Source organism: Starkeya sp. ORNL1 (assembly GCF_012971745.1).
Lineage (GTDB): Bacteria > Pseudomonadota > Alphaproteobacteria > Rhizobiales > Xanthobacteraceae > Ancylobacter.
Genome location: NZ_CP048834.1, coordinates 1,168,204 through 1,192,736, shown reverse-complemented (window position 1 = coordinate 1,192,736; position 24,533 = coordinate 1,168,204). Strand labels below are relative to the sequence as shown.

The following is a 24,533-nucleotide window of genomic DNA, read 5'->3' as shown; positions in this document are numbered from 1 at the left end:
CTCGGGCCTTGCCCGAGCACTCCCGGGTTGGCCCACGGGCCAACCGCCGGGGATGAGGTGGTTCCAGAATCGCCGCCGAGTTTTCGGTCGGGCTCTGAGGCGCCGCCGCGGCGGCTTCGAAATATCCTGAAACAGGGTGTCGGTCATCGGGGACGAGCATCCTTCCAGGCTCGCTACGCGAGTACCTCAGGATCAGGTCGTTCCGGTATCGCGAATGAGTCTCCGGCCATCCTGCCGGGACGACCCCCCACATATTGTGGTGGGCGATCTCCGCTATCCCCGTTGTCCACTGTTCCCCGGCGTTAGAGCCGCTGGACTCCTCGCGCGAATCCGCGCTCGATAGGGGCCGTGGGACTGGATTCCCGTTATCCACACCCTACATACGAGATGTAGGGGTTTGTTCACGACTTTCCGCTATCCCTTGACGGGCCAGAGAGAGTCGGACAGTTTGAGTGTCGGTTCGGCGCGGCGTTCTTGCACTCGGACCTTCCCAGGATCGAACGACCCTTATGCGGCTGGCGGCGACGCTGGTGCAGGCAAATTGCGCCTGCGGTTGGGCGTTCGCCCGGGATCATGAGAAGATGACGGGGACCGTTCAGTCCCCGCGACAGGGCAGGCTTCGGGCAGAAAACCGGGCCGACAATTGGGGCGACGCCAGCCGGGGCAACAGGGCAGGCGCGTAAACTGGGACGAAGGACATGCGCATCGAGCGCCGCTACACCAAGGCAGGCCGTTCTCCTTATGCGGACATCGCGTTCCGCACCGTGACCAGCGAGATCCGCAACCCGGACGGCTCCATCGTCTTCCGGCAGGACGGGATCGAGGTGCCCGAGCACTTCTCCCAGGTCGCCAGCGACATCCTCGCCCAGAAGTACTTCCGCAAGGCCGGCGTGCCGGCGCGGCTGAAGCGCGTCGAGGAGGAGACCGTCCCGTCCTTCCTGTGGCGCGGCACCGCCGACACCAAGGCGCTCGCCTCGCTCGCCGAGAAGGACCGCTATGTCGGCGAGCATCTCTCCACCCAGGTGTTCGACCGGCTGGCCGGCACCTGGACCTATTGGGGCTGGAAGGGCGGCTATTTCGACAGCGAGGAAGATGCCCACGCCTTCTATGACGAGCACCGCTACATGCTCGCCATGCAGATGGCCGCGCCCAACTCGCCGCAATGGTTCAATACCGGCCTGCACTGGGCCTATGGCATCGACGGTCCGAGCCAGGGCCACTTCTATGTCGACTACATCACCGGCAAGCTGGTCCGCTCCAAGACCTCCTATGAGCATCCGCAGCCGCACGCCTGCTTCATCCAGTCGGTCTCCGACGACCTGGTGAACGAGGGCGGCATCATGGACCTTTGGGTGCGCGAGGCGCGCCTGTTCAAATACGGCTCCGGCACCGGCTCCAACTTCTCCGCGTTGCGCGGCGAGGGCGAGCGGCTCTCCGGCGGCGGGCGCTCCTCCGGCCTGATGAGCTTCCTGAAGATCGGCGATCGTGCCGCCGGCGCCATCAAGTCGGGCGGCACCACGCGCCGTGCCGCCAAGATGGTGGTGGTCGATGTCGACCATCCGGACATCGAGACCTATGTCGACTGGAAGGTGAAGGAGGAGCAGAAGGTCGCTGCCCTCGTCGCCGGCTCGAAGCTGCTCTCCCGCCACATGAAGGCGGTGATGAAGGCCTGCGTGAATTGCGAAGGCGAGGGCGAGGATTGCTTCGACCCCGAGAAGAACCCGGCGCTCAAGCGCGAGATCCGCGCCGCCAAGAAGGCGCAGGTGCCGGAGAGCTATATCCGCCGCGTCATCCAGTTCGCCCGCCAGGGCTACAAGGACATCGACATCCCGGTCTATGACACCGACTGGGATTCCGAGGCGTATCTCACCGTCGCCGGCCAGAACTCCAACAATTCGGTGCGCGTCGAGGACGGCTTCCTCGATGCGGTGGCCGCCGATGCCGACTGGAACCTCACCGCCCGCACCTCGGGCAAGGTGACGAAGACGCTGAAGGCCCGCGACCTGTGGGAGAAGATCGGCCACGCCGCGTGGGCCTGCGCCGATCCCGGCATCCAGTTCCACACCACCATCAATGACTGGCACACCTGCCCGGCGGCAGGGCCGATCAACGCCTCGAATCCGTGCTCGGAGTACATGTTCCTCGACGACACGGCGTGCAACCTCGCCTCGATGAACCTCTTGCAGTTCCGCGAGGCGGACGGGCGCTTCAATGTCGAGAGCTATGAGCATGCCTGCCGGCTGTGGACGGTGGTGCTCGAAATCTCGATCCTGATGGCGCAGTTCCCCTCGAAGGAGATTGCGCAGCTCTCCTATGAGTACCGCACCCTCGGCCTCGGCTACGCCAATATTGGCGGCCTGCTGATGACTTCGGGCATCCCCTATGACTCGCCCGCCGGCCGCGCCTATTGCGGCGCGCTGACCGCGATCATGACCGGCGTATCCTATGCCACCTCCGCCGAGATGGCGAAGGAACTCGGCGCTTTCCCCGGCTATGCGCCGAATGCGGAGCACATGCTGCGCGTCATCCGCAACCATCGCCGCGCCGCCTATGGCGAGGCTGCCGGCTATGAGAAGCTGGCGACCGCGCCGGTGCCGCTCGACCACGCCTCCTGCCCGGACGCCATCCTGATCGACCATGCCAAGGCGGCGTGGGACAAGGCGCTCGCGCTCGGCGCCGAGCATGGCTACCGCAATGCGCAGACCACGCTGCTGGCGCCGACCGGCACCATCGGCCTGGTGATGGATTGCGACACCACCGGCATCGAGCCCGACTTCGCGCTGGTGAAGTTCAAGAAGCTGGCCGGCGGCGGCTACTTCAAGATCATCAACCGCGCCGTGCCGGAGGCGCTGCGGACGCTCGGCTACAGCGAAAGCCAGCTCGCCGAGATCGAGGTCTATGCGGTCGGCCATGGCTCGATCACCCAGGCCCCGGCGATCAACCACTCGACGCTGCGCACCAAGGGCTTCGACGACGCCATGCTGGCCAAGGTCGATGCCAGCGTGAAGGCCGCCTTCGACATCAAGTTCGTGCTGAACCGCTGGACGCTCGGCGACGAGGCGCTGGCCAAGCTCGGCGTGCCCGCCGACAAGCTGGCCGATCCGGCCTTCGACCTCCTGTCCTTCCTCGGCTTCTCGAAGAAGGATGTCGAGGCCGCCAACATCCATGTCTGCGGGGCGATGACGCTGGAAGGCGCGCCGTTCCTCAAGCTCGAGCACTATCCGGTGTTCGATTGCGCCAATCCGTGCGGGCGCATCGGCAAGCGCTATCTCTCGGTGGACAGCCACATCCACATGATGGCGGCGGCGCAGCCCTTCCTCTCGGGCGCCATCTCCAAGACCATCAACATGCCGAACGAGGCGAGCGTCGAGGACTGCAAGGAGGCGTATCTGCTCTCCTGGCGCCTGGCGCTCAAGGCCAACGCGCTCTATCGCGACGGCTCCAAGCTGTCGCAGCCGCTGAACTCGCAACTCATCGCCGACGACGAAGACGAGGAGGACGCGGTCGAGGCTCTGATCGAGAAGCCGGCGGCGGCGCGCACCGTGCAGGTGACGGAGAAGATCGTCGAGAAGATCGTGGAGCGCATCGTTGCGATCCATGACCGCGAGCGCATGCCGGACCGCCGCAAGGGCTATACCCAGAAGGCGGTGGTCGGCGGCCACAAGGTCTATCTGCGCACCGGCGAATATGATGATGGCCGGCTCGGCGAGATCTTCATCGACATGCACAAGGAAGGCGCGGCGCTACGCTCCTTCATCAACAACTTCGCCATCTCGGTGTCGCTCGGCCTGCAATATGGCGTGCCGCTGGAAGAATATGTCGACGCCTTCACCTTCACCCGCTTCGAACCCGCGGGGCCGGTGCAGGGCAACGACACCATCAAGTACGCCACCTCGATCCTCGACTACATCTTCCGCGAGCTTGCGGTGTCCTATCTCGGCCGCAACGATCTCGGCCATGTCGAGCCGGCCGAGTCCGCCTTCGACGCGCTGGGCAAGGGCGTCGAGGAAGGCAAGCCGGTGGGCGCACCGGCCTCGCGCATGGTCTCCAAGGGCCTGACGCGCGGCAAGTCGGTGGGGCTGATGGTGGTGCCGAGCCCGGTGGCCGGCGGCGAGACCCGCTCGGTGGGCGGCGCCAGCGTCACCGCGCTGCGCGGCGGCCTGACCCAGGGCGCGACGGCCTTGAAGCCGAGCGTCGAGGAAGAGGCCGTTGAGACCGCGGACCTGCCCTGGTCCGCTCCGGCCCCGGCGGCGAACCCGACCAAGGCGGAGGCCCGCGCCATCGCCAAGGCCAAGGGCTATGAAGGCGAAGCCTGCCCCGAGTGCCAGAACTTCACCATGGTGCGGAACGGCACCTGCCTGAAGTGCGAGACCTGTGGGTCAACGACGGGCTGTTCGTGAGCGCTGGCGCTCTGCTCTGACGAGATTGAAATGGCCGGGCTCGTCCCGGCCATTCCTGCATCTGCTGCCTTGTCACCAACATGGTGACATAATAGTCTCGCGATATGCAGATCATCGCGCGGCGGACGCTCAGGCAATTCTGGGACAGGCATCCGCCGTCCGAGGGTCCATTGAAGGCATGGTTTGCTGCAACGTCGCGAGCCGATTGGAGCAGTCCGTCGGACGTCAAACGCCAATTCGGGACGACTGTTGATTTCGTCGGCGACAATCGCGTCATCTTCGACATCGGTGGCAACAAGTATCGCTTGATCGTTCATGTCTCTTACGAATTCAAACGAGTGCTGGTGAAGTTCATCGGCGCTCATGCGGACTATGACCGCATCAAGCCGGAGACCGTGTGATGAAACACATCCGCCCGCTCCATACCGAGGCCGAGTACGACGACGCCCTGGCGGAGATCGCGCTCGCCTTCGACAACGAGCCGACGCCCGGCACGCCGGCTGCCGACCGGTTCGATCTCCTCGCTCTCGTCATCGAGGATTATGAGCGCCGCCATTGGCCGATCGACCTGCCAGATGCTCTCGACGCCATCCGCTACCGAATGGAAACCGGCGGCTACAGCCAGGCCGATCTCGGCCGCCTGCTCGGCTCACGCCAGCGCGCCTCGGACATATTGAACGGCAAGCGGCCGCTTACCCTTACCATGATCCGCAAGCTGCACGCGGAGTGGGGAATTCCGGCGGAAGCGCTCATCGGTACCGAGGCGACGCGGGCCGCATAAGCAACCGCCATCCGCTGGACATCGCGTCCCCCATCGCCCACCCTCGCGCCCAAGAACCGAGACGCGAGGAGCCCCGATGAGCGATACCGCCACCGTCACCGCCGCCCCGGCCGAAGCCGCAGCCAAGCCGGCCGAAACCGGCAAGCAGACCTACACCGGTTCCTGCCATTGCGGCGCCGTGCGTTATGAGGCGGAAGCCGAGATCAGCGGCGTCGTCGCCTGCAACTGCTCCTTCTGTCAGAAAAAGGGCACGCTGCTCGCCTTCACCGACGAGGAGGATTTCCGGCTTACCGAGGGCGCCGACCGAATCGCCGAATACCGTTTCAACAAGCACGTCATCGGCCACGTGTTCTGCACCACCTGCGGCGTCGAGCCGTTCGCCCGGGGCATGCGCCCCGATGGCGTGCACATGGTGGCGCTCAATGTGCGCTGCCTCGACGGTGTCGAGCCGGACAGCTTCCCGGTGCGCCATTTCGACGGCCGCAGCCGCTGAACGCCGCACCCGAAGCGCCTGCATTTGCTGGACACCGCCTTGGCCGGATGGCATGTTCCGGCCGATACTTGACGCTCAGAACTGCCAGGATGCCCTCGTGAATCTGTCCACCTTCATCACCGAAGTCTTCACCTGGTGGAACGGCCAGACCATGGGCACGCGCCTCCACACCTGGCGCTTCGGCGAACGGGTCGGCGAGGACGAGTTCGGCAACGTCTATTACCGCACCAAAGGCGGCAAGATCGACCCGGCGCTCGGCTTTGAGCGGCGCTGGGTGATCTTCAACGGCGTCGCCGAGGCGACCTCCATACCGCCGGGCTGGCACGCCTGGATGCATCAGCGCACCGACGTGCCGCCGAGCCAGGAAGAGTACAAGGCGCACCCGTGGGAGCTGCCGCACCGCGCCAACCCCACCGGCACCCCCGGCGCCTATCGCCCGCCGGGCTCGACGCTGGGCTATGGCCATCGTCCCGCGGTGACCGGCGACTACAAGGCCTGGTCGCCGGATTGATGGATATTGATCGGCGGTGCCGTCCTGTGCCGCCCCTTGCTCGCCGTATTGCAGGTGTCTACGGGCGCCTTCCGTGACCTTCCGAGCCATCGCCTGATGCGCCATCGATTGATGCCTGGCCCGTTTCGCCTCCTTTGTCTGGCGAGCCTTCTCCTGTTTGGCGGGATAGGCGCTGCCGGCGCGCAGGGCTGGCAGGGCGGCGTCGATACCCGCCCGCTGCCGCCGGCCAATCTGCCCGATGGCGGGCCGGTGCAGGATCCTGATTCGCCACCTGGCGGTGCCGGCGTGCCGCCGATCATGGAGCCGCCGATCGGCGCGCCCGTGGCGCCGCGCAATGGCCAATTCCCCGGCAACGGCCAGCCACCCGTTGCCGGCCAGCCGCCAAACGGCGCGCCGAACGTTCCGGGCGCCGCGACCGTCGGCCCCGGGGGCGATATCGAGGTCACCCAGCCGCCGTCGCAGAAGATCACCAACAAGACCGCGGTGTTCTCCGGCCTCGACAAGATCACCGGCCGCATCATCACCTTCGACGTCTCGATCAATGAGACGGTGCAGTTCGGCGCGCTGCGCATCACGCCGCGCGCCTGCTACACGCGGCCATCCACCGAGACGCAGAACACCACTGGTTTCGTCGAGGTGCAGGAGATCGAGCTGGATGGCGGGGTGAAGCATTTGTTCGGCGGCTGGATGTTCGCCAACAGCCCCGGCCTGCACGGCGTCGAGCACCCGATCTATGATGTCTGGCTGATCGACTGCAAGCAGACCGCGCCGCAGATCGCCTCGCCCGGCGGCCAGCAATAGAAATTGCCTTCGCCGTCGAGCGCCTGCGCCAGCAGCCGGGTGTATTGCCGCCGCGTCACCTCGACCGCGCCGAAGCTGCGCAGATGGTCGGTGATGAACTGGGTGTCGAGCAGCGCGAAGCCGCCTTTGCGCAGCCGTGCCACCAGATGCACCAGCGCCACCTTCGAGGCGTCGCGCGAGGTGTGGAACATGCTCTCGCCGAAGAAGGCGCGCCCGAGCCGCACCCCATAGAGCCCGCCGACCAGCTTGCCGTCTTCCCACGCCTCGACCGAGTGGCAGAAGCCGCGCGCATGCAGGTCGCAATAGAGCTTGCGGATGCGGGCATTGATCCAGGTCTTGGTGCGTCCGGGGGCGGGCGCCGCGCAGCCATCCATCACCGCGTCGAAATCATGATCGACGCGGATCTCGAAACGGTCGGAGCGTACGGTGCGGGCCAGCCGGTCGGGGATGTGGAAGCCATGCAGCGGAATGACGCCGCGCCGCTCCGGCTCGATCCAGTAGAGGCCGGGATCTTCCGCGCTCTCGGCCATCGGGAAGATGCCGCAGGCATAGGCCTTCAGCAGCACTTCCGGAGTGATCTCGACCTGATGATCGCGCGGGCGGGACATGTCACCAGCATGACGGAGAAGGGCGAGACTGTGAAGCGGGGCCTACTTCAACATCCTTCGAGGCTCGCTACGCTCGCACCTCAGGATGACGTCGCTTTTTGAGAACTACGTCATCCTGAGGTGCCCGGCCAAGCCGGGCCTCGAAGGATGCTCAAGCCGAGCGCATCTTAGCTCCCCGGCTCGCCTTCGGCGAGGAAGTGCTCCAGCCAGTGGATGTCGTAGGCGCCGCGTATGATGTCGTCGTTATGCACCAGCTCGCGGAACAGCGGCAGCGTGGTCTCGATGCCGTCGACCACGAACTCGTCGAGCGCACGGCGCAGCCGCATCAGGCATTCGGCACGGGTGCGGGCGGTGACGATCAGCTTGCCGGCGAGGCTGTCATAGAAGGGCGGGATGGAATAGCCCTGATAGACCGCCGAATCGACACGCACGCCCGGCCCGCCCGGCACGTGCCAATTGGTGACCTTGCCCGGCGAGGGGCGGAAGGTGCGCGGATGCTCCGCATTCACCCGCACCTCGATGGCGTGGCCCTTCAGCACGATGTCGTCCTGGGTGATGTCGAGCGGCTCGCCGGCGGCGACGCGGATCTGCTCGTTGATCAGGTCGATGCCGGTGATGGCCTCGGTCACCGGATGCTCCACCTGGATGCGGGTGTTCATCTCGATGAAATAGAAGCGACCCTGCTCGTACAGGAACTCGACCGTGCCGGCGCCGAGATACTTCATCTCGCGCATGGCGCTGGCCACGGTCTCGCCGATCTCGGCGCGCTGCTCCGGCGTGATGGTCGGGGAGGGGGCTTCCTCCCACACCTTCTGGTGCCGGCGCTGCAGCGAGCAGTCGCGCTCGCCGAGATGGACGGCATTGCCGCGCCCGTCGCCCAGCACCTGGATCTCGATGTGTCGCGGCGTGCTGAGATACTTCTCCAGATAGACCGAATCATCGCCGAAGGCGTTGCGCGCCTCGGAACGGGCCGTATAGAGCGCGGAAGCCAGCTCCTCGGCCGAGCGGGCCACCTTCATGCCACGCCCGCCGCCGCCGGCCGCAGCCTTCACCAGCACCGGGAAGCCGATCTCGGCGGCGACCTTGCGCGCCTCCTCGTCGGAGGAGACGCCGCCTTCCGAACCCGGCACGCAGGGTATGCCGAGCTTCTTGGCGGTCCGCTTCGCCTCGATCTTGTCGCCCATGATGCGGATGTGCTCGGGCTTCGGCCCGATGAACTGCACGCCGTGGTCGATCAGGATTTCCGCGAAACGGGCATTCTCGGCGAGGAAGCCATAACCCGGATGCACCGCATCGGCGCCGGTGATCTCGCAGGCGGCCAGCAGGTTCGGGATGTTGAGGTAGCTGTCCTTGGCGGTCGGCGGACCGATGCACACGCTCTCATCGGCGAGCTTGACGTGCATGGCGTCGGCGTCCGCCGTGGAGTGCACCGCGACGGTGGCGATGCCGAGCTCCTTGCAGGCGCGCAGCACCCGCAGAGCGATCTCGCCGCGATTGGCAATCAGGATCTTGCCGAACATCAGTGGCACCTCACTCGATGATCAGCAGCGGCTCGCCATATTCGACCGGCTGCGCATTGGTGACGAGGATTCGCGTCACCGTGCCGGCGCGGGGGGCAGGAATGGCGTTCATCGTCTTCATGGCTTCGACGATGAGCAGGGTCTGGCCTTCCTTCACCACGGCGCCGACCTCGATGAAGGGGCGGGCGCCGGGATCCGGGCCGAGATAGGCGGTGCCGACCATGGGTGAGGGCACGACGCCGGGATGCTTGGCCGGATCGGCCGCTTCCGCGGTGACCACCGGGGCGGGCGCAGCAGCCGGGGCCGTGGCCGGCGCGGCCGCAACCGCATAAGGCGCCGCTGCCACCAGGGTCGGCGGCTGGCGCACGACACGGATGCGCAGATCCTCGCGCTGCACCTCGATCTCGGTGAGGTCGCTCTCGGAGAGCAGATTGGCGATCTCGCGCACCAGCGCAGGGTCGATTTCCGGCTTGTTGGTTTTCATCATGATCCTGTGACGGTCGCTTCCAAGCCCGTCTCCCTCACATGGCGCGTCGCGGGGCGAGCGCGTCGATGGCGAGCCGGTAGCCGTCGATCCCGAGACCGCAGATCACCCCACGGGCGACCGGCGAAATGTAGGAATGGTGACGGAAGGCTTCGCGGGCGAAGACGTTGGATAGGTGCACTTCGACGACATTGAGGCCGACGGCCTTGATCGCATCCGCCAGCGCAATGGATGTGTGGGTATAGGCGGCGGCGTTGAGCACCACGCCGAGCGAGCCGCGCGCCTCCTGGAGGAGGGTGACGAGCTCGCCTTCATGATTGCTCTGGCGGAACACCAGCTCGAGCCCGTGCCGTGCGCAGGCTTCGCGGCAGGCATCTTCCACATCGGCCAGCGTGGCCCGGCCATAGACCTCCGGCTCGCGCGTGCCGAGCAGGTTCAAATTCGGTCCGTTGATGACATGGATGGTGTCGGGCATCGCGACTCGTGGAACGGGGCACGCGCGGCACCCATGCCGCACGGCCGCGGCGTTATAGCAAACCCGGCGCGCGCGCCAAGCCCTTGCAAGGCTTCTGTGCACGGCTCAAGCGCCGCATGCCTGCAATTTCGGCGAGTTTTTCCTTTGGATGTCATCCCGGCCGCGCAAAAGGCGCGCGCCGGGATCGCATGATGCTCGTCACCTTCCCACGATCCCGGCTCGCCGCTGCGCGGCGTCCGAGATGACGACATGGGAGAATGGGCACCTCAGCACTGCGCCTTGCCGCAGGCGCGGATCGACTGGATAGTGTCGCGCAGCTTGTCGTGACCGACCGCGCCGACGATCACCTCGTCGCCGACGATATAGCTCGGCGTGCCGTTGATGCCGAGCGCGTCGGCGATCTTGAAGCTCTCCTCCAGCGTCGCCCGCACTTCCGGATCGGCCATCGCCTTCTCCAGCTTGGCACGGTCGATGCCGACGTCCGCCGCGACTTCCAGGGCCTTGGCCTTGTTGGCCTGGCCGCGCTGGCCGAGCAGCTTGTCATGGAAGGCGTAATACTTGTCCGGCGCCACCAGCCGCACGCCGACCGCGACCTGCGCCGCCTCGACCGAGCCCGGGCCGAGCACCGGGAATTCCTTCAGGATGATCTTCAGCTTGGGGTCGCTCTTCACCAGCTCTTCGAGGTCGGCCAGCGCCCGCTTGCAGTAGCCGCAATTGTAATCGAAGAACTCGACCAAAGTGACGTCGCCCTTGGCATTGCCGACCACCGCGCCGCGCGCCGAATCGAAGATCAGCGGCTTCAGGTCGGCCATGGCGCCCTTGCGCTGGGCGGATTCCGCCGCCTCCTGCCGCTTCTGCAATTCCGCGATCGCTTCCTGGATCACCTCCGGATTCTTCAGGAGGTAATCGCGGACCACGCTTTCCATCTCCTTGCGCTGGGCGTCGTCGAGGGCGTTCGCCGGGGCAAGGGCCGCGAAGAGCGCGAAGCCCGCCGCGGCGAGGCTAATCGCGAGCGGTCGCAGGGCAAAAAGCGGCATGGTGGTCTCCGAAATTGGGTTTGGCCGCTGGAAAGCGGCGCCGTTCACTGACTTCTTACCGGCATGTTCGGCGGTTTGAAATTGACGATGTCGTCAGCTTTCAGCCAGCCGGGCGAGCCGAGCGGGAATTTCTGCCGCGCGCGGCCGGCCAATTCGCGGGCGAGCTTATAGTCGCCGCCATAGAAGGCAGACTGCGCCGAGGCGAGGTCGGCATTGGGAATATCGCCCTTCTGGCCATAGGCGGTGGCGAGATAGCGCCAGCTGGAGGACGAACTCGAATCGCGCTGCAAGCCGAAATTGAGCTCGCGGATCGCCTCGTCGGTGGAGGCCTTGTCGCCGGATTCGACCAGGGACTGGCCGAGCATGGTGCGGATCAGCGGATTGCCGCCGGTGAGCTCCGACGCCTTGCGCAGCGGCGCCGTTGCGTCGCGTGCGCGGCCGGCTTCCAGCAGCGCCTGGCCCTTCAGCTCGTAGAAATACGGGTTGCCGGGCTGCTCGGCGATCAGCGCATCGATCTGCCGCACACCTTCTTGCACGTTGCCGAAGCGATAGGTGGAGATGGCACGCGCGTAGCGCGCCGGCAGCGAGTTGTCGGAGAGCGGGTAGCGCCGCGCGATTGTGTCGCCACGCTCGGTGAAGCCGACCAGCTTGGCCCGCATCATGTCATGCCGCGCCTGCAGGGCCGGCGGATCCTTGACGTTGAGATACGGGCTCTTGGCCGCCAGGTCTTCCAGCGCGGCGATGCGCTCGCGTGCCATCGGATGGCTCAGCACATAGGGATCGACCCGCTGGCTGATGAAGATCTGATCGTTCTGGAAGCGCTCGAACGTCTTTACCATGCCGCGGGGCGACTGCTTGGTGGCGGTGAGATAGCTCACCGCGGCGCGGTCGGCGGACTGCTCCTCGCCGCGCTGATAGGCCAGCAGCGAGCGCCGGATCATCTCCTGCGGACCGGCGATGAGGCCGGCGGGATTGCCGCCGACATTGTTGCTGCCGGCAGTCGCCGCGACGCCGCCGATGGCAAGCAGCATGGCGGCAATGGCGATTGTCTGCGCGCTCTCCATCTGCTGGCGCATGCGCGCCAGATGGCCGCCGGCGATATGGCCGGTCTCGTGAGCGAGCACGCCGATGATCTCGTTCGGTGTTTCCGACTGCATCAGCGCGCCGGTGTTCACGAAGATGCGCTTGCCGTCCATGACGAAGGCGTTGAAGGACGGATCGGCGATCAGCACCACGCGGATATTCTGCTGGCCGAGACCGGCGGCCGCCCAGATCGGCCGCATATAATCGCGCAGCAGCGTCTCGATCTCGACGTCGCGGATGATGTTCGGGCGTTTCTGCTGGGCTGCAGCGGGTTGCACCACGAGCGCCAGCGCAGCGGCGAATGCGCCGATATGGGCAGCGAGGCGCAACGCCTTGCGCGCCACGCGGGCGGGCAGTCCCTGGGGGTTGTCAAGCCGCGTCGGAAGCATCATGCATCGTTCGGATGGGGTGGGGGGCACACGAACCGCAGAATGCGGCAACGGTGCGGCAACCTACAGCACGTACCGACCTGGACGGCAACGGACACGACATGAGTGACATTTCCGCCCGCCTGGCGACTGCCGGCCTGATTGAGGCGTCGCGGCGCAGCGAGATCGCCCCCTTCATCGTCATGGATGTGATGGAGCGTGCTGCTCGCATCGAGGCGGCAGGCGGGCAGGTCATCCACATGGAGGTCGGCCAGCCGGCGGCGCCGGCGCCGCTCACCGCGCGGGAGGCGGCGCGCCGCAGGCTCGATGATGGGCGCATCGGCTACACCATGGCGCTCGGCATCCCCTCGCTGCGCGCCCGCATCGCCCGGCACTATGGCGAGAGCTATGGGCTCAATCTCGATCCGGCGCGGGTGGTGGTGACCACCGGCTCCTCCGGCGGCTTCATCCTCGCCTTCCTTGCCATGTTCGAGCCAGGCGATCGCGTTGCCATCGCCAATCCCGGCTATCCGCCCTATCGGCACATCTTGACGGCGCTCGGCTGCGAGCCGGTGCTGATCGACACCGACGCGCATTCGCGCTGGACCATCACGCCGGAGGCACTGCGCGAGACGCATCGCAGGACGCCGCTGAAGGGGCTGCTGGTGGCGAGCCCGGCCAATCCCACCGGCACCATGATGACGCCCGACGGCCTCGCGCAGCTCCTTGCCACCGCGAACGAGCTCGGCATCCGCTTCATCTCCGACGAGATCTATCACGGGCTCGATTACGCCTTCCCGGCGGCGACCGCGGCGGCGCTGTCGCCGGATGCCACGGTGATCCATTCCTTCTCGAAATATTTCTGCATGACCGGCTGGCGCGTCGGCTGGATGGTGATGCCGCAGCCGCTGGTGCGCGCCGCCGAGCGGCTCCAGCAGAATCTGATGATCTCGGTGCCGACGCTCTCGCAGGTCGCGGCCGAGGCGGCGTTCGACGGGCGCGAGGAGATGGAGGCGGTAAAGCACGGCTATGAGGAGAATCGGCTGATCCTGATGCAGGGCCTGCCTTCCGCCGGCCTGCCGGAGTTCCTGCCGGTGGATGGCGCCTTCTATCTCTATGCCGATGTCGGGCGCTTCACCGCGGATTCCGCCGCCTTCGCCCGCCGCCTGCTGGACGAGGCGCATGTGGCGGCGACGCCGGGCGTCGATTTCGACCCGCACCGCGGCCACCATTATCTGCGCCTGTCCTATGCCGGCTCGGCCGCCGACATGCGCGAGGCGGTGGCGCGGATCGGGGACTTCCTGAAGCGGGGGTGACGGGCGCGGGCATCCTTCGAGGCTCGCTACGCTTGCACCTCAGGATGACCTTGTTCTCATAACCACGTCATCCTGAGGTGCCCGGCAAAGCCGGGCCTCGAAGGATATTCAAGCAGATCAATCCCTTGGCGCCGTTTCCGGACTCAATCCCTCAATTCCCGTCCTTGCATCCGGTCCACACGCTTGCCGCCTGCTCGGCGCTCATCTGCCCGCCGGCGGCGCCGGCGGCGGTGACGACCTGCTGCTGATTGAGACGACGCCGCGCGCCGAGTTCGACGGCATTGGCCATCCAGGCGGCACCGAGCGCCTCGATCTCCTGCGGGTCGATGCCGGTGCCGTCGCCGTTCTTGTGCAGTCGGGCGATAGCGCCGCCGCACTCGATGGCGCGGTCATAGTTCTTGTTGGTGACGACGATCGAACTGCGCGTGCCGGCGCCAAGATAGCCGGAATTGTCGGCGGTTCCCTTCGGAAACTGGGTCTGGCCCGCGCACCCGGCCAGAACAAGGGTAGCCAGAGCGAGGCACAGCGAGCGGGCACGACAGTTCGCGTCACGATAAGGCAAATCGATTCCTCCGGTTACGGAGGTATCGAAGCAGGCGGGATGGCCTGAGGCAACGAGGCCCCAAGCTCCTCCGCTTCAACATCCTTCGAGGTTCGCTGCGCGAGCACCTCAGGATGAGGTTGTTTGTGCAAGTACCACCTCATCCTGAGGTGCCCGGCCATGCCGGGCCTCGAAGGATGTTGAAGCAGGGGAAGCCCCGGCAGGCAGCGCGTCCGCGCCGCCCGCCGGGCATTCATCTCAGACGCCGAACAGCTTGCGCTGCCACCAACCGGTGCGGCGCGGGCGGTCATCCTGCTCCTGCGCCGCCGGTGCCTCGGGAGCTGCCGGGGCGGGCTCGGCGGCCTGGGGTTCCGGCGCCTCGTGTGACGCCGCGGGCTCGGGCGCGCTCTCCACCGGAGCAGGCGCCGGCTCGACCGGCGTCTCGACCGGCGTTTGCTGCGGCTCGACCGAGAGCGGCAGCGATTCCTGGGTCACCGAAGCGCTGGTGTCGGAGTTCAGCAGCGGCGCCGGTTCGCGCACCGTGGAACGGCGGCGACGCGGCGCCGGCTTGGCGTCCTCGACAGCGGGGGCAGGGGCCTCCGTCGCAGTAGCCTCCGATGCAGCAGGTGCCTCGCCCGAAGCTACGGCAGCGGCCGCTTCGGCCTCCGCCTTTGCACCGCGCGGGCGGCGCGTGGTGGCGCGGCGGGCGCGCTTGCGCGGCGCCCCCTCGACAGGAGCCTCTTCGGCGGACGTGGCCTCGGCAGGAGCCGCCTCGGCCGGCACCTCCGCGACAGGCGTCGTTTCGACAGGCGGAGCCTCGACCGGAGCCGGGGCCGATGCCTCGTCCGGCGTCGGCGCATAATAGTCCGGCTGCGGATCGGACGGCGGCACGAAGCTGGTGGTCAGCCCGGGTGCCGCCTCGTCGGCAGCCGGAGCGTCCGCGGTGACGCCGGACTCGATGCCCGCATCGGCATCGTCCTCGCCGTCATCATCATCCTCGCCATCATCGGCACCGCCAGCCTCGTATCCGTCCTGCTGGCCCTCGGAGCCGGGACGCTGGCCGTTCTCGCCGCCACCGCCACGCCGGCGCCGACGGCGCCGACGGCGGCGACGATTGGCGCCTTCGCCTTCCTCGCCCTCGCCACGCGGCTGGGGGGCGCCCTCGCGGGCCTCGGAAGCCGGCGCGGCAGCCTCGGCAACCACCACCTCGTCCTCGACCTCTTCGGCCTCGATGACCGGCTCTTCCTCTTCCTCGATCGCCTCGACCACGGCGACCGGCGCGCGCGGCATCGGGATCGGGTTCGGAACCGGTTCGCCGCGATCGATCGCGAATGGTGTGTAGCCGGCGAGCGTATTGTCCGCCGCCACCACGATGGCGACGCCGAAGCGCTCCTCAAGCTCGTGCAGATGCGCGCGCTTATGGTTCAGCACATAGATCGCGTTCTCGGCGCGGGTGCGCACGATGACGTTGTAGGCGTTGGACTTGAGCAAATAATCTTCCACCGCCCGCAGCAATTGCAGCGCGACCGAGGACACCGAGCGCACATGGCCGGTGCCGCCGCAATGCGGGCAGACTTCGGTGGAGCTTTCCAGCACGCCGGTGCGGATGCGCTGGCGGCTCATCTCCATCAGGCCGAAATGCGAAATGCGGCCGAGCTGGATGCGGGCGCGGTCGTTCTTCAGGCAATCCTTCAGCTTGCGCTCGACCGCCCGGTTGTTGCGCTTCTCGTCCATGTCGATGAAATCGATGACGATCAGCCCGGCAAGGTCGCGCAGGCGCAACTGGCGGGCGACTTCTTCAGCCGCCTCCAGGTTGGTCTTCAGCGCCGTGTCCTCGATATTGTGCTCGCGGGTCGAGCGGCCCGAGTTCACGTCGATGGAGACCAGCGCCTCGGTCGGATTGATGACGATGTAGCCGCCCGATCTCAACTGCACGATCGGCAGGAACATCGCGTCGAGCTGGCTCTCCACGCCGAAGCGGGCGAACACCGGCTGCGGGTCGCGATAGGGCTTCACATTCTTGGCATGGCTTGGCATGAGCATGCGCATGAAGTCTTTGGCCTCGCGATAGCCTTCATCGCCGGAGACCAGGACTTCCTCGATGTCCTTGTTGTAGAGGTCGCGGATCGAGCGCTTGACCAGCGAGCCTTCCTCATAGACCAGCGATGGCGCGGTCGAGGCCAGCGTCAGCTCGCGCACATTCTCCCAGAGCCGCAGCAGATACTCGAAGTCGCGCTTGATCTCGGTCTTGGTGCGGTTGGCACCGGCGGTGCGCAGGATGACGCCCATGCCCTCCGGCACGTCGAGGTCGGAGGCGACCTCCTTCAGCCGCTTGCGGTCCTCGGCCGAGGTGATCTTGCGGGAGATGCCGCCGCCGCGCGCGGTGTTGGGCATCAGCACCGAATAGCGGCCGGCGAGCGAGAGGTACGTGGTGAGCGCCGCGCCCTTGTTGCCGCGCTCTTCCTTGACCACCTGCACCAGCATGATCTGCCGGCGCTTGATGACTTCCTGGATCTTGTAGGAACGGGCGCGGCGCTGCGGGCCGCGCTCCGGGACCTCTTCCATGGCGTCGTCGGAGCCGACCTGCTCGACCACCTCTTCCTCGCCGGCGACTTCCTCGACCCCGCCGCCGCCTTCATCGTCGGAGGACGGCTTGTGGCGCGAGGGACGCGGACGGGGGGCCTCGTTCTCGGTCTCGCCGGCAGCCTCGGCGGCTTCCGAAACTTCGCCGTCGCCGGGGTCCGTGCCTTCGGGCGATTCCGAGACGCTTTCATCGCCGTCGCTGCGCTTCGGGCTGGCCGAGCGCTGGCGGCGCGGACGACCGCCGCGCGGCTTGTCCTCGTTCTCCTCCTCGGCGTCGCGGCGCTGCTGGCGCTCCTCCTCGGCAAGCAGCGCCTGCCGGTCGGCGACCGGGATCTGGTAATAGTCGGGATGGATCTCGCTGAAGGCGAGGAAGCCGTGGCGGTTGCCGCCATATTCGACGAAGGCGGCCTGCAGCGACGGCTCGACCCGCGTTACCTTCGCGAGATAGATGTTGCCGCGCAGCGGCTTGCGATTGGCGGCCTCGAAGTCGAACTCTTCGACCCGGCTGCCGCGCACCACCACAACCCGGGTCTCTTCCGGATGGGTGGCGTCGATGAGCATCTTGTTGGCCATGGAACTCTCATAAGCGGGCACGGTGGCGCGGATGCCGCGGAAAAAGCCGCGTCGCGCGAGATGTGCCCATAAGCGGTGACTGGAACCGGGAGAGGATGGCGCAATGCCTGACGAAATGTGCGCAGGCGGCGATGCGGAGCAGCCGTCCGGCAGTCGCGGAAGGCACGGCTCAGCCGGTCCTCTCGCTCAACTGCCCCGTGTGGCTGACGCCTCATATCGTACTGCCGTCCATCCTCGAACCGAACGCGGTAAGCCGCGATCGCTCGGACCCGGCCTCGGCATCTGGCGGCAATGCGCGCGGCACGCTTGAAGAACAGGCGTGCGACAGCTACGCCGGGTGCCCGGAAGAAGATGTCGGCGAACGGAGACCGACCGGAACCGGCGACCTGTGGAAGGCCGCGCTGCGCGTCGCCACGCTCCCGGAGGGGACCAGTCGTGGCGAGGGGCGGACCTATTCCATTCCTGGCGGTCGGTCCGCGCCGTCGGACCGCGAGAGCCGGACACCGATGGGGCGACCCGGAATGCGAACCATATGCGTGCTCTTAATAGCGGCATGCGTGCCGATTTGGCAAGGCATTGGAAACATGGGGCGTGCCCATTCGACAGGCATCCGGTGATGTAAGGCGTTGCATCGGCGACACGCCGCACGTCGAGCGGCACGGCCATGGTCAAGCTTCGGTTAACCCCGCCGGTCTATTCGGGTATGAGTTCGACTGGAGCATGTTCCGCAAAAGGTGGAAGACTTTTGCGATCAGAGCATGCTCCAGCGTTTCAACCGAGAGCGCTATCTCATCGCTCGGATGGTTCCATCCGAGCGGATAGGGCTCTTGGCGGTGGAGGCCGTGGCGGGAATGAACGGACGCAGGCGGGCAGGCGCGGCGGTGCTGGCGATTGCGGGTTTTCTCGCCGCCATGACGCCTTACGCCCTCGCGGCGCAACCGGATACCCCCGCCGCACCGTCCCCGGCACCTACGGCGCCTGCAATGCCGGTCGCCGTGGCTCCAGCCGTCGAGGCGGCGCCCGCCGAGCCGGCGGTGGCGACCGATGCGCGCCTTGCCGGCGACGAGGAGCGCACCCGCCTCATTGTCGATCTGTCGCGCCGCATCACGCTCGGCGCCTTCACCCTCGCCAATCCCTATCGTGTCGTGGTCGACCTGCCCGACGTGGTGTTCGCGCTGCCCTCCGAGGCCGGCCGCGAGGGCAGGGGCCTCATCTCGGCCTATCGCTTCGGCCTGTTCGCGCCGGGCAAGGCACGCCTGGTGATCGACGTCTCATCGCCGGTGAAGATCGACAAGGCCTTCGTGCTCGATCCGGTGGACGGCCAGCCGGCGCGCCTCGTGGTCGATCTCACCAGGACTGACCGCGAAAGCTTCATGAAATCGGTCGCCGCCCCGGTGCGCCGCGCCGAGGACCCGCCCGGCCTGCGCGCCGGCCTTGCCGCGGACGGCGACACCCGCCCGGTGATCGTGATCGATCCCGGCCATGGCGGCATCGATTCCGGCGCGGTGAATACCGGCGCCGGCATCAACGAGAAATCGGTGGTGCTCGATATCGCCCGCGCGCTGCGCGACAAGCTGGCCGCGACCGGGCGCTACCGCACCGTGATGACACGCGACGGCGACACCTTCGTGCCGCTCGGTGACCGGGTGCGCATCGCCCGCGAATTGCAGGCCAAGCTGTTCATCTCGCTGCACGCCGATTCGCTGTCGCGGCGCGGCAATGACGATGTGCGCGGCGCCACCGTCTATACGCTGTCCGACAAGGCGTCGGACGCCGAGGCCCAGCGCCTCGCCGACGATGAAAACCGGGCCGACCTGATCGCCGGCCTTGATCTGTCGGAAGAGCCGAGCGACGTCGCCGGCATCCTGCTCGACCTTGCCCAGCGCGAGACCAAGAATTTCTCCGCGCAGTTCGCCCGCACCCTCGGCGGGGCGGTAGCCGGCGCCGCGCGCATGCACAAGTCGCCGCTGAAATCGGCTGGATTCAAGGTGTTGAAGGCGCCGGACGTGCCATCCGTGCTGTTCGAGCTCGGCTATTTGTCGAGCAAGCGCGACGTCGACCTCATGACATCGCCGGAATGGCGGGCTAATGTGACGTCTGCCATGGTCACGGCGATCGACGCCTATTTCTCGGCCCAGGTCGCGAAACCGGCGGCGACGCCGATCTCGATCGGATCGGCGACAGCCGGGACGGGCGGGGCCGGGGCGAACGGCATTCAGGGAAGCGGCGTCCAGGCGCAGCCGGCCGCGATAAGGCCATAGTTCGCACGCACACGGGCTAAAGGCGGGCACGCATCGGACGCTTGAGCATGTTCCGCAAAAGTTGGCTAACTTTTGCGATCAGAACATGCTCCAGCCGTTATTGAGCGAGAGCACTTTCTTGTCGTTCGGATGAAGCCATCCGAACGACAAGAAAGTGCTCGAAGCCGTCAGGCGTCGGCGAAGGACCGAAAACAAAGGTCTCTCGCCGCTGTTGCAGCAATTGGGGTCGGGGCCGGATGCGGCTGCTTCTGCGTTTCATGGGCTTCCTGTTCGCGCTCGGCACGATCGTGTTCGTGGTGGTGGGCGCCGGCGCGAGCTATTTCGTCTGGAAATTCTCGCAGGATCTGCCGGACTATTCGCAGCTCCAGAATTACGAACCGCCGGTGATGACGCGCATCCACGCTGCCGACGGCGCATTGCTCGCGGAATATGCCAAGGAACGCCGGCTCTATCTGCCGATCCAGAATATTCCGAAGCTGGTCATCGATGCCTTCCTGTCCGCCGAGGACAAGAATTTCTATGACCATGGCGGCATTGACATTTTCGGCATTGGCCGCGCCGGCTACGCCTATCTGCAGAATTATGGCTCCGGCCGCCGCCCGCAGGGCGCCTCGACCATTACCCAGCAGGTGGCGAAGAACTTCCTCCTGACCAATGAGGTCTCGTTCGACCGCAAGATCAAGGAAGCGCTGCTGGCGCTACGCATCGAGCGCACCTATTCCAAGGACAAGATTCTCGAGCTGTACCTGAACGAGATCTATCTCGGCATCGGCTCCTATGGCGTCGCCGCGGCCTCGCTGCTGTATTTCGACAAGTCGGTCTCCGAGCTGACCGTCGCGGAGGCCGCCTATCTCGCGGCGCTGCCCAAGGGCCCAAACAATTACCACCCGTTCCGCCGCCACGACGCCGCCGTCGAGCGCCGCAACTGGGTGATCGACCGCATGGCGGAGAATGGCTACGTCTCGGTGGCCGACGCCGAGAAGGCCAAGGCCACAGACCTCGCCGTCACCGTGCGCCCGACCGGCGCGCACATCTTCTCCGCCGAGTATTTCGCCGAGGAAGTGCGCCGCGAGATCTTCGAGCGCTATGGCGAGGACAAGCTCTATGGCGGCGGCCTCTCGGTCCGCACCACGCTGAATCCGAAGCTCCAGGTCATCGCCAAGAAGGCGCTGCTCGACGGGCTGACGCGCTATGACGAGCAGCGCGGCTGGCGCGGGCCGGTGACGCGCATCGAGACCTCGGGCGACTGGGGCGCGCGGCTCGCCGATGTGCGCACCTTCACCGACATTCCCTGGCGCCTCGCCGTGGTGCTGGAAAGCAACGACACGGTGGCCAGGATCGGCCTGCAGCCGCAGCGCGACAAGTCCGGCGAGCTGATGACCACGCGCGATGTCGGGCTGGTGACGCCCGACGGCGTGAAATGGGCGCGGCGCGGCGGCAAGGGCGGCGTCTCGGCGGTACTGAAGCCGGGCGACGTCGTCTATGTCGAGCCGGTCACCGGCCAGGACGGCCAGTGGCGGCTGCGCCAGCAGCCGCAGATCGAAGGCGCCATGGTGGCGATGGACCCGTACACCGGGCGCGTGCTGGCGCTCGCCGGCGGCTTCTCCTTCGACGAGAGCCAGTTCAACAGGGCGACGCAGGCGATGCGTCAGCCCGGCTCCTCCTTCAAGCCGTTCGTCTATTCGGCGGCGCTCGACAATGGCTACACGCCGTCCAGCGTCATCCTCGACGCGCCGTTCGAACTGGCGCAGGCCGGGCAGGAGACATGGCGGCCGGAAAACTATTCCGGCAAGTTCTATGGGCCCCAGACGCTGCGCTTCGGCCTGGAGCAGTCGCGCAACGTGATGACGGTGCGCCTCGCCAATGATCTCGGCATGCCGACCGTGGTGCAGTACGCCAAGAATTTCGGCATCTACGACAATCTGCTCCCGGTGCTCTCCATGGCGCTCGGCGCCGGCGAGACCACGGTGTTCAAGATGGTCAGCGGCTATTCGATGATTGCGAACGGCGGCAAGCGCATCAAGCCAACGCTGATCGATCGCATCCAGGACCGCTACGGCAAGACCATCTACAAGCACGACGAGCGCGAGTGCCGCGGCTGCGACGCCGAGAAATGGACCAACCAAGCCGAGCCGACGCTGGTCGACCGGCGCGAGCAGGTGCTCGATCCGATGACCGCCTACCAGATCACGTCGATGATGGAAGGCGTGGTCCAGCGCGGCACGGGCACGGCACTGAAGGCGCTGGGCAAGCCGATCGCCGGCAAGACCGGCACCACCAATGACGAGAAGGACGCCTGGTTCATCGGCTTCACGCCGGACATCGTGGTCGGCGTCTATCTCGGCTTCGACACGCCCAAGCCCATGGGCAAGGGCTCGACCGGCGGCGTTATCGCCGCCCCGGTGGTGCGCGACTTCCTCCAGGTGGCGATTGCCGATCGTCCCGCGGTGCCGTTCCGCGTGCCGCCGGGCATCAAGCTGATCCGCATCAATCCAAAGACCGGCCTGCGCGCCGGGCCGGGCGACAATGCGATCCTGGAAGCCTTCAAGCCCGGCACCGCGCCGCCTGACAGCTATTCGGTGATCGGCTCCGGCGGCGCCTCGTTGAACGTGACCCCGGAAGCCGACCGCGCGGTCGGCAACAACGGCACCGGCGGGCTGTACTGAGGTCGCCCTGCGCGAGCATCCTTCGAGGCTCGCTGCGCGAGCGCCTCAGGATGAGGTTGCTCTTTTAGTGCGACCTCATCCTGAGGTGCCCGGCAAAGCCGGGCCTCGAAGGATGCTCAAGGCGCGCAACCTGCCTCACTCGTAAGGCGCCTTCACGAACTCCGGCAGTGCCTCGGCGCGCTCGGCGAGGCGCGCCAGCTTCGGATGGGCCTCCGCCGCGACCACGCCCGGCAATTCGCCATTGGTGAAGCGCCAGGCCACCGCCGAGCTGATGTCCGCCTGCAGCGGCCGGTCGCCGAACAGCCAGGTCTCGCCTGAGCCGATCTCGGCTTCCAGCAGCCGATACGCGGCGGCAAGCTGGCTAAGCACGCGCTCCCGCCACCAGTCGTGCTGCTTCTCCTCCGGGCGCAGCTTGGTCTCATAGACCAGTTGCATGGTCTTCTCGCAGGCGGCGAGCGCCAGTCCGACCACGCGCTGTGCACGGGCATGGGCTTCGATGGTGGTCGGCGAGAGCTGCCGCTCCGGAGCGACTATGCGGTCGAGATGGGCGAGGATCAGCGTCGAATCGACCAGCATGATGCCCTCGTCGGTGACGAAGGTCGGGGCTTTCACCACCGGATTGATTGCGGCAAAGGCATCGAAATGCCGGAACACCGAGACCGGCTCATGGTCGTATTTGAGCCCCATGGCGTTCATCGATACCGCGACGCGGCGCACATAGGGCGAATCCATCATGCCGATCAGGCGCATAAGCTGTAACTCCGATTTTGCGCCGCCAGCATGACCGAAGCCGGCCTTGGGATCGAGGGCGTTTACAGTCAGCCCCGTCGCCTCTATTTTCCGCCCCCTTTCGCACCCCCTTGAAGAGTGTCCAACATATGCGCGCCGATCTCGAAACGAGCATCGACGAGATCCGGGAAGCCGCCGGCCTGCTCCGGCAGCACATCGATTTCGACCGCTCCAAGGCGCGCCTCGCCGAGCTGAATGCGCTCGCCGAGGATCCGAACCTGTGGAACGATCCCGAGCGCGCGCAGAAGCTGATGCAGGAGCGCGGCACGCTGGAGGACGGCCTCGGTTCGCTCGAGCGCATCGAGCGCGAGCTGTCCGACAATGTCGAGCTGATCGAACTCGGCGAGGCCGAGGGCGATGACGGCATCGTCAAGGAGGCCGAGGCCTCGCTCGCCAAGCTGAAGGCCGAGGTCGCCCGCCGCCAGCTGGAAGCCCTGCTCTCCGGCGAGGCCGACGGCAATGATTCGTATCTCGAAGTCCATGCCGGCGCCGGCGGCACCGACAGTCAGGACTGGGCGCTGATGCTGCTGCGCATGTACACGCGCTGGGCGGAACGGCGCGGCTTCAAGGTCGAACTGCTCGAAGAATCCGCCGGTGAAACCGCGGGCCTCAAGTCGGCGACCATCCAGGTGAAGGGCCACAATGCCTATGGCTGGCTGAAGACCGAAGCCGGCGTGCACCGCCTGGTGCGCATCTCGCCGTTTGATTCCAACGCCCGCCGCCAGACCTCGTTCGCCAGCGTCGACGTCTATCCTGTCATCGATGACCGCATCGTCGTCGACATCAAGGAAAGCGACCTGCGCATCGACACCATGCGCTCCGGCGGCGCCGGCGGCCAGCACGTCAACAAGACCGAATCGGCGGTGCGCTTCACCCATATCCCCACCGGCATCGCCGTGGTGGCGCAGGGCGACCGCTCGCAGCACAAGAACCGCGCCACGGCGTGGGAGATGCTGCGTGCCAAGCTCTATGAGCTGGAGCTGAAGAAGCGCGAGGCGCAGGCCGCCGCCGACCAGGCCGCCAAGACCGACATCGGCTGGGGTCACCAGATCCGCTCCTATGTGCTGCAGCCCTACCAGCTGGTGAAGGATTTGCGCACCGGCGTGCAGACCGGCACCCCGCAGGAAGTGCTGGACGGCGCGCTCGACCCCTTCATGGAAGCCGCTCTGGCGCAGCGCGCCTATGGCGGCGGCCCGGCAAGCGTCGAGGACGTGGACTGAGGCTGCTCGGCGTGAACATCCTT

18 protein-coding genes and 1 pseudogene are annotated in these 24,533 nt (G+C 66.6%); 10 read left to right on the top strand and 9 right to left on the bottom strand.

Annotated elements, in window-relative coordinates; genetic code table 11:
* Positions 1-698 precede the first annotated feature (698 nt).
* The 6 genes and pseudogenes from G3545_RS05805 to G3545_RS29620 all read left to right on the top strand — a co-directional run.
* Positions 699-4,400, top strand: coding sequence for a vitamin B12-dependent ribonucleotide reductase (locus G3545_RS05805; protein WP_170010690.1), 3,702 nt, complete (start codon positions 699-701; stop codon positions 4,398-4,400).
* Between the two features lie 104 nt (positions 4,401-4,504).
* The gene (locus tag G3545_RS05800; protein ID WP_170010688.1) at positions 4,505-4,801 is read left to right on the top strand and encodes a type II toxin-antitoxin system HigB family toxin; all 297 of its coding nucleotides are present in this window, start codon (positions 4,505-4,507) and stop codon (positions 4,799-4,801) included.
* A complete protein-coding gene (locus tag G3545_RS05795; protein WP_170010686.1) occupies positions 4,801-5,181 on the top strand; it encodes a helix-turn-helix domain-containing protein in 381 nt (126 codons plus the stop codon). The genes G3545_RS05800 and G3545_RS05795 overlap by 1 nt, the downstream gene beginning before the upstream one ends.
* A gap of 76 nt (positions 5,182-5,257) precedes the next feature.
* A complete protein-coding gene (locus G3545_RS05790) occupies positions 5,258-5,674 on the top strand; it encodes a GFA family protein (RefSeq protein ID WP_170010684.1) in 417 nt (138 codons plus the stop codon).
* A 103-nt stretch (positions 5,675-5,777) separates the two neighbouring features.
* Positions 5,778-6,185, top strand: a complete 408-nt coding sequence (locus G3545_RS05785) for an NADH:ubiquinone oxidoreductase subunit NDUFA12 (protein ID WP_281411729.1) — start codon at positions 5,778-5,780, stop codon at positions 6,183-6,185.
* Positions 6,186-6,563: 378 nt separating this feature from the next.
* Positions 6,564-6,947: pseudogene (locus G3545_RS29620) on the top strand (DUF2155 domain-containing protein); the annotation flags it as partial.
* Here the strand turns inward: G3545_RS29620 and aat are convergent.
* The 6 genes from aat to G3545_RS05750 all read right to left on the bottom strand — a co-directional run bounded on the left by aat (position 6,917) and on the right by G3545_RS05750 (position 12,582).
* Positions 6,917-7,594, bottom strand: coding sequence for a leucyl/phenylalanyl-tRNA--protein transferase (aat, locus tag G3545_RS05775; protein WP_170010678.1), 678 nt, complete (start codon positions 7,592-7,594; stop codon positions 6,917-6,919). The pseudogene G3545_RS29620 and the gene aat overlap by 31 nt on opposite strands.
* Positions 7,595-7,761: 167 nt before the next feature.
* A complete protein-coding gene (gene accC, locus G3545_RS05770; protein ID WP_170010676.1) occupies positions 7,762-9,114 on the bottom strand; it encodes an acetyl-CoA carboxylase biotin carboxylase subunit in 1,353 nt (450 codons plus the stop codon).
* 10 nt (positions 9,115-9,124) lie between these two features.
* Entirely contained in the window at positions 9,125-9,601 is a 477-nt protein-coding gene (accB, locus tag G3545_RS05765; RefSeq protein WP_170010674.1) for an acetyl-CoA carboxylase biotin carboxyl carrier protein, read from the bottom strand.
* A 34-nt stretch (positions 9,602-9,635) separates the two neighbouring features.
* The gene (aroQ, locus tag G3545_RS05760) at positions 9,636-10,073 is read right to left on the bottom strand and encodes a type II 3-dehydroquinate dehydratase (protein WP_170010672.1); all 438 of its coding nucleotides are present in this window, start codon (positions 10,071-10,073) and stop codon (positions 9,636-9,638) included.
* Positions 10,074-10,339: 266 nt separating this feature from the next.
* Positions 10,340-11,110 (bottom strand): DsbA family protein, encoded by a 771-nt coding sequence (locus G3545_RS05755; protein WP_170010670.1) that lies wholly within the window; start codon positions 11,108-11,110, stop codon positions 10,340-10,342.
* Between the two features lie 44 nt (positions 11,111-11,154).
* Complete coding sequence (locus tag G3545_RS05750) at positions 11,155-12,582, bottom strand: M48 family metalloprotease (RefSeq protein ID WP_170017929.1); 1,428 nt, start codon at positions 12,580-12,582, stop codon at positions 11,155-11,157.
* A gap of 101 nt (positions 12,583-12,683) precedes the next feature.
* On the opposite strand from G3545_RS05750, the gene G3545_RS05745 reads away from it, so the two are divergent.
* Positions 12,684-13,877, top strand: a complete 1,194-nt coding sequence (locus tag G3545_RS05745) for an aminotransferase class I/II-fold pyridoxal phosphate-dependent enzyme (RefSeq protein ID WP_170010668.1) — start codon at positions 12,684-12,686, stop codon at positions 13,875-13,877.
* Between the two features lie 151 nt (positions 13,878-14,028).
* Here the strand turns inward: G3545_RS05745 and G3545_RS05740 are convergent, their stop codons facing one another.
* Both G3545_RS05740 and G3545_RS05735 read right to left on the bottom strand, forming a co-directional pair.
* Entirely contained in the window at positions 14,029-14,439 is a 411-nt protein-coding gene (locus G3545_RS05740) for a hypothetical protein (RefSeq protein ID WP_170010666.1), read from the bottom strand.
* 237 nt (positions 14,440-14,676) lie between these two features.
* Positions 14,677-17,574 (bottom strand): ribonuclease E/G, encoded by a 2,898-nt coding sequence (locus tag G3545_RS05735; protein ID WP_170010664.1) that lies wholly within the window; start codon positions 17,572-17,574, stop codon positions 14,677-14,679.
* A gap of 983 nt (positions 17,575-18,557) precedes the next feature.
* Between G3545_RS05735 and G3545_RS05730 the strand changes: the two genes are divergently transcribed.
* Together G3545_RS05730 and G3545_RS05725 are read left to right on the top strand one after the other, a co-directional pair.
* Entirely contained in the window at positions 18,558-19,835 is a 1,278-nt protein-coding gene (locus tag G3545_RS05730) for an N-acetylmuramoyl-L-alanine amidase (RefSeq protein ID WP_170017928.1), read from the top strand.
* 236 nt (positions 19,836-20,071) lie between these two features.
* On the top strand, positions 20,072-22,501 hold the full coding sequence (locus tag G3545_RS05725; RefSeq protein WP_170010662.1) for a penicillin-binding protein 1A: 2,430 nt from the start codon (positions 20,072-20,074) through the stop codon (positions 22,499-22,501).
* A gap of 135 nt (positions 22,502-22,636) precedes the next feature.
* On the opposite strand, the gene G3545_RS05720 is transcribed toward G3545_RS05725, so the two are convergent.
* Complete coding sequence (locus G3545_RS05720; RefSeq protein WP_170010660.1) at positions 22,637-23,251, bottom strand: glutathione S-transferase; 615 nt, start codon at positions 23,249-23,251, stop codon at positions 22,637-22,639.
* Positions 23,252-23,379: 128 nt separating this feature from the next.
* Here G3545_RS05720 and prfB point away from each other — a divergent pair, with 128 nt between their 5' ends.
* A complete protein-coding gene (gene prfB / locus G3545_RS05715) occupies positions 23,380-24,510 on the top strand; it encodes a peptide chain release factor 2 (RefSeq protein ID WP_170010658.1) in 1,131 nt (376 codons plus the stop codon).
* Positions 24,511-24,533 lie beyond the last annotated feature (23 nt).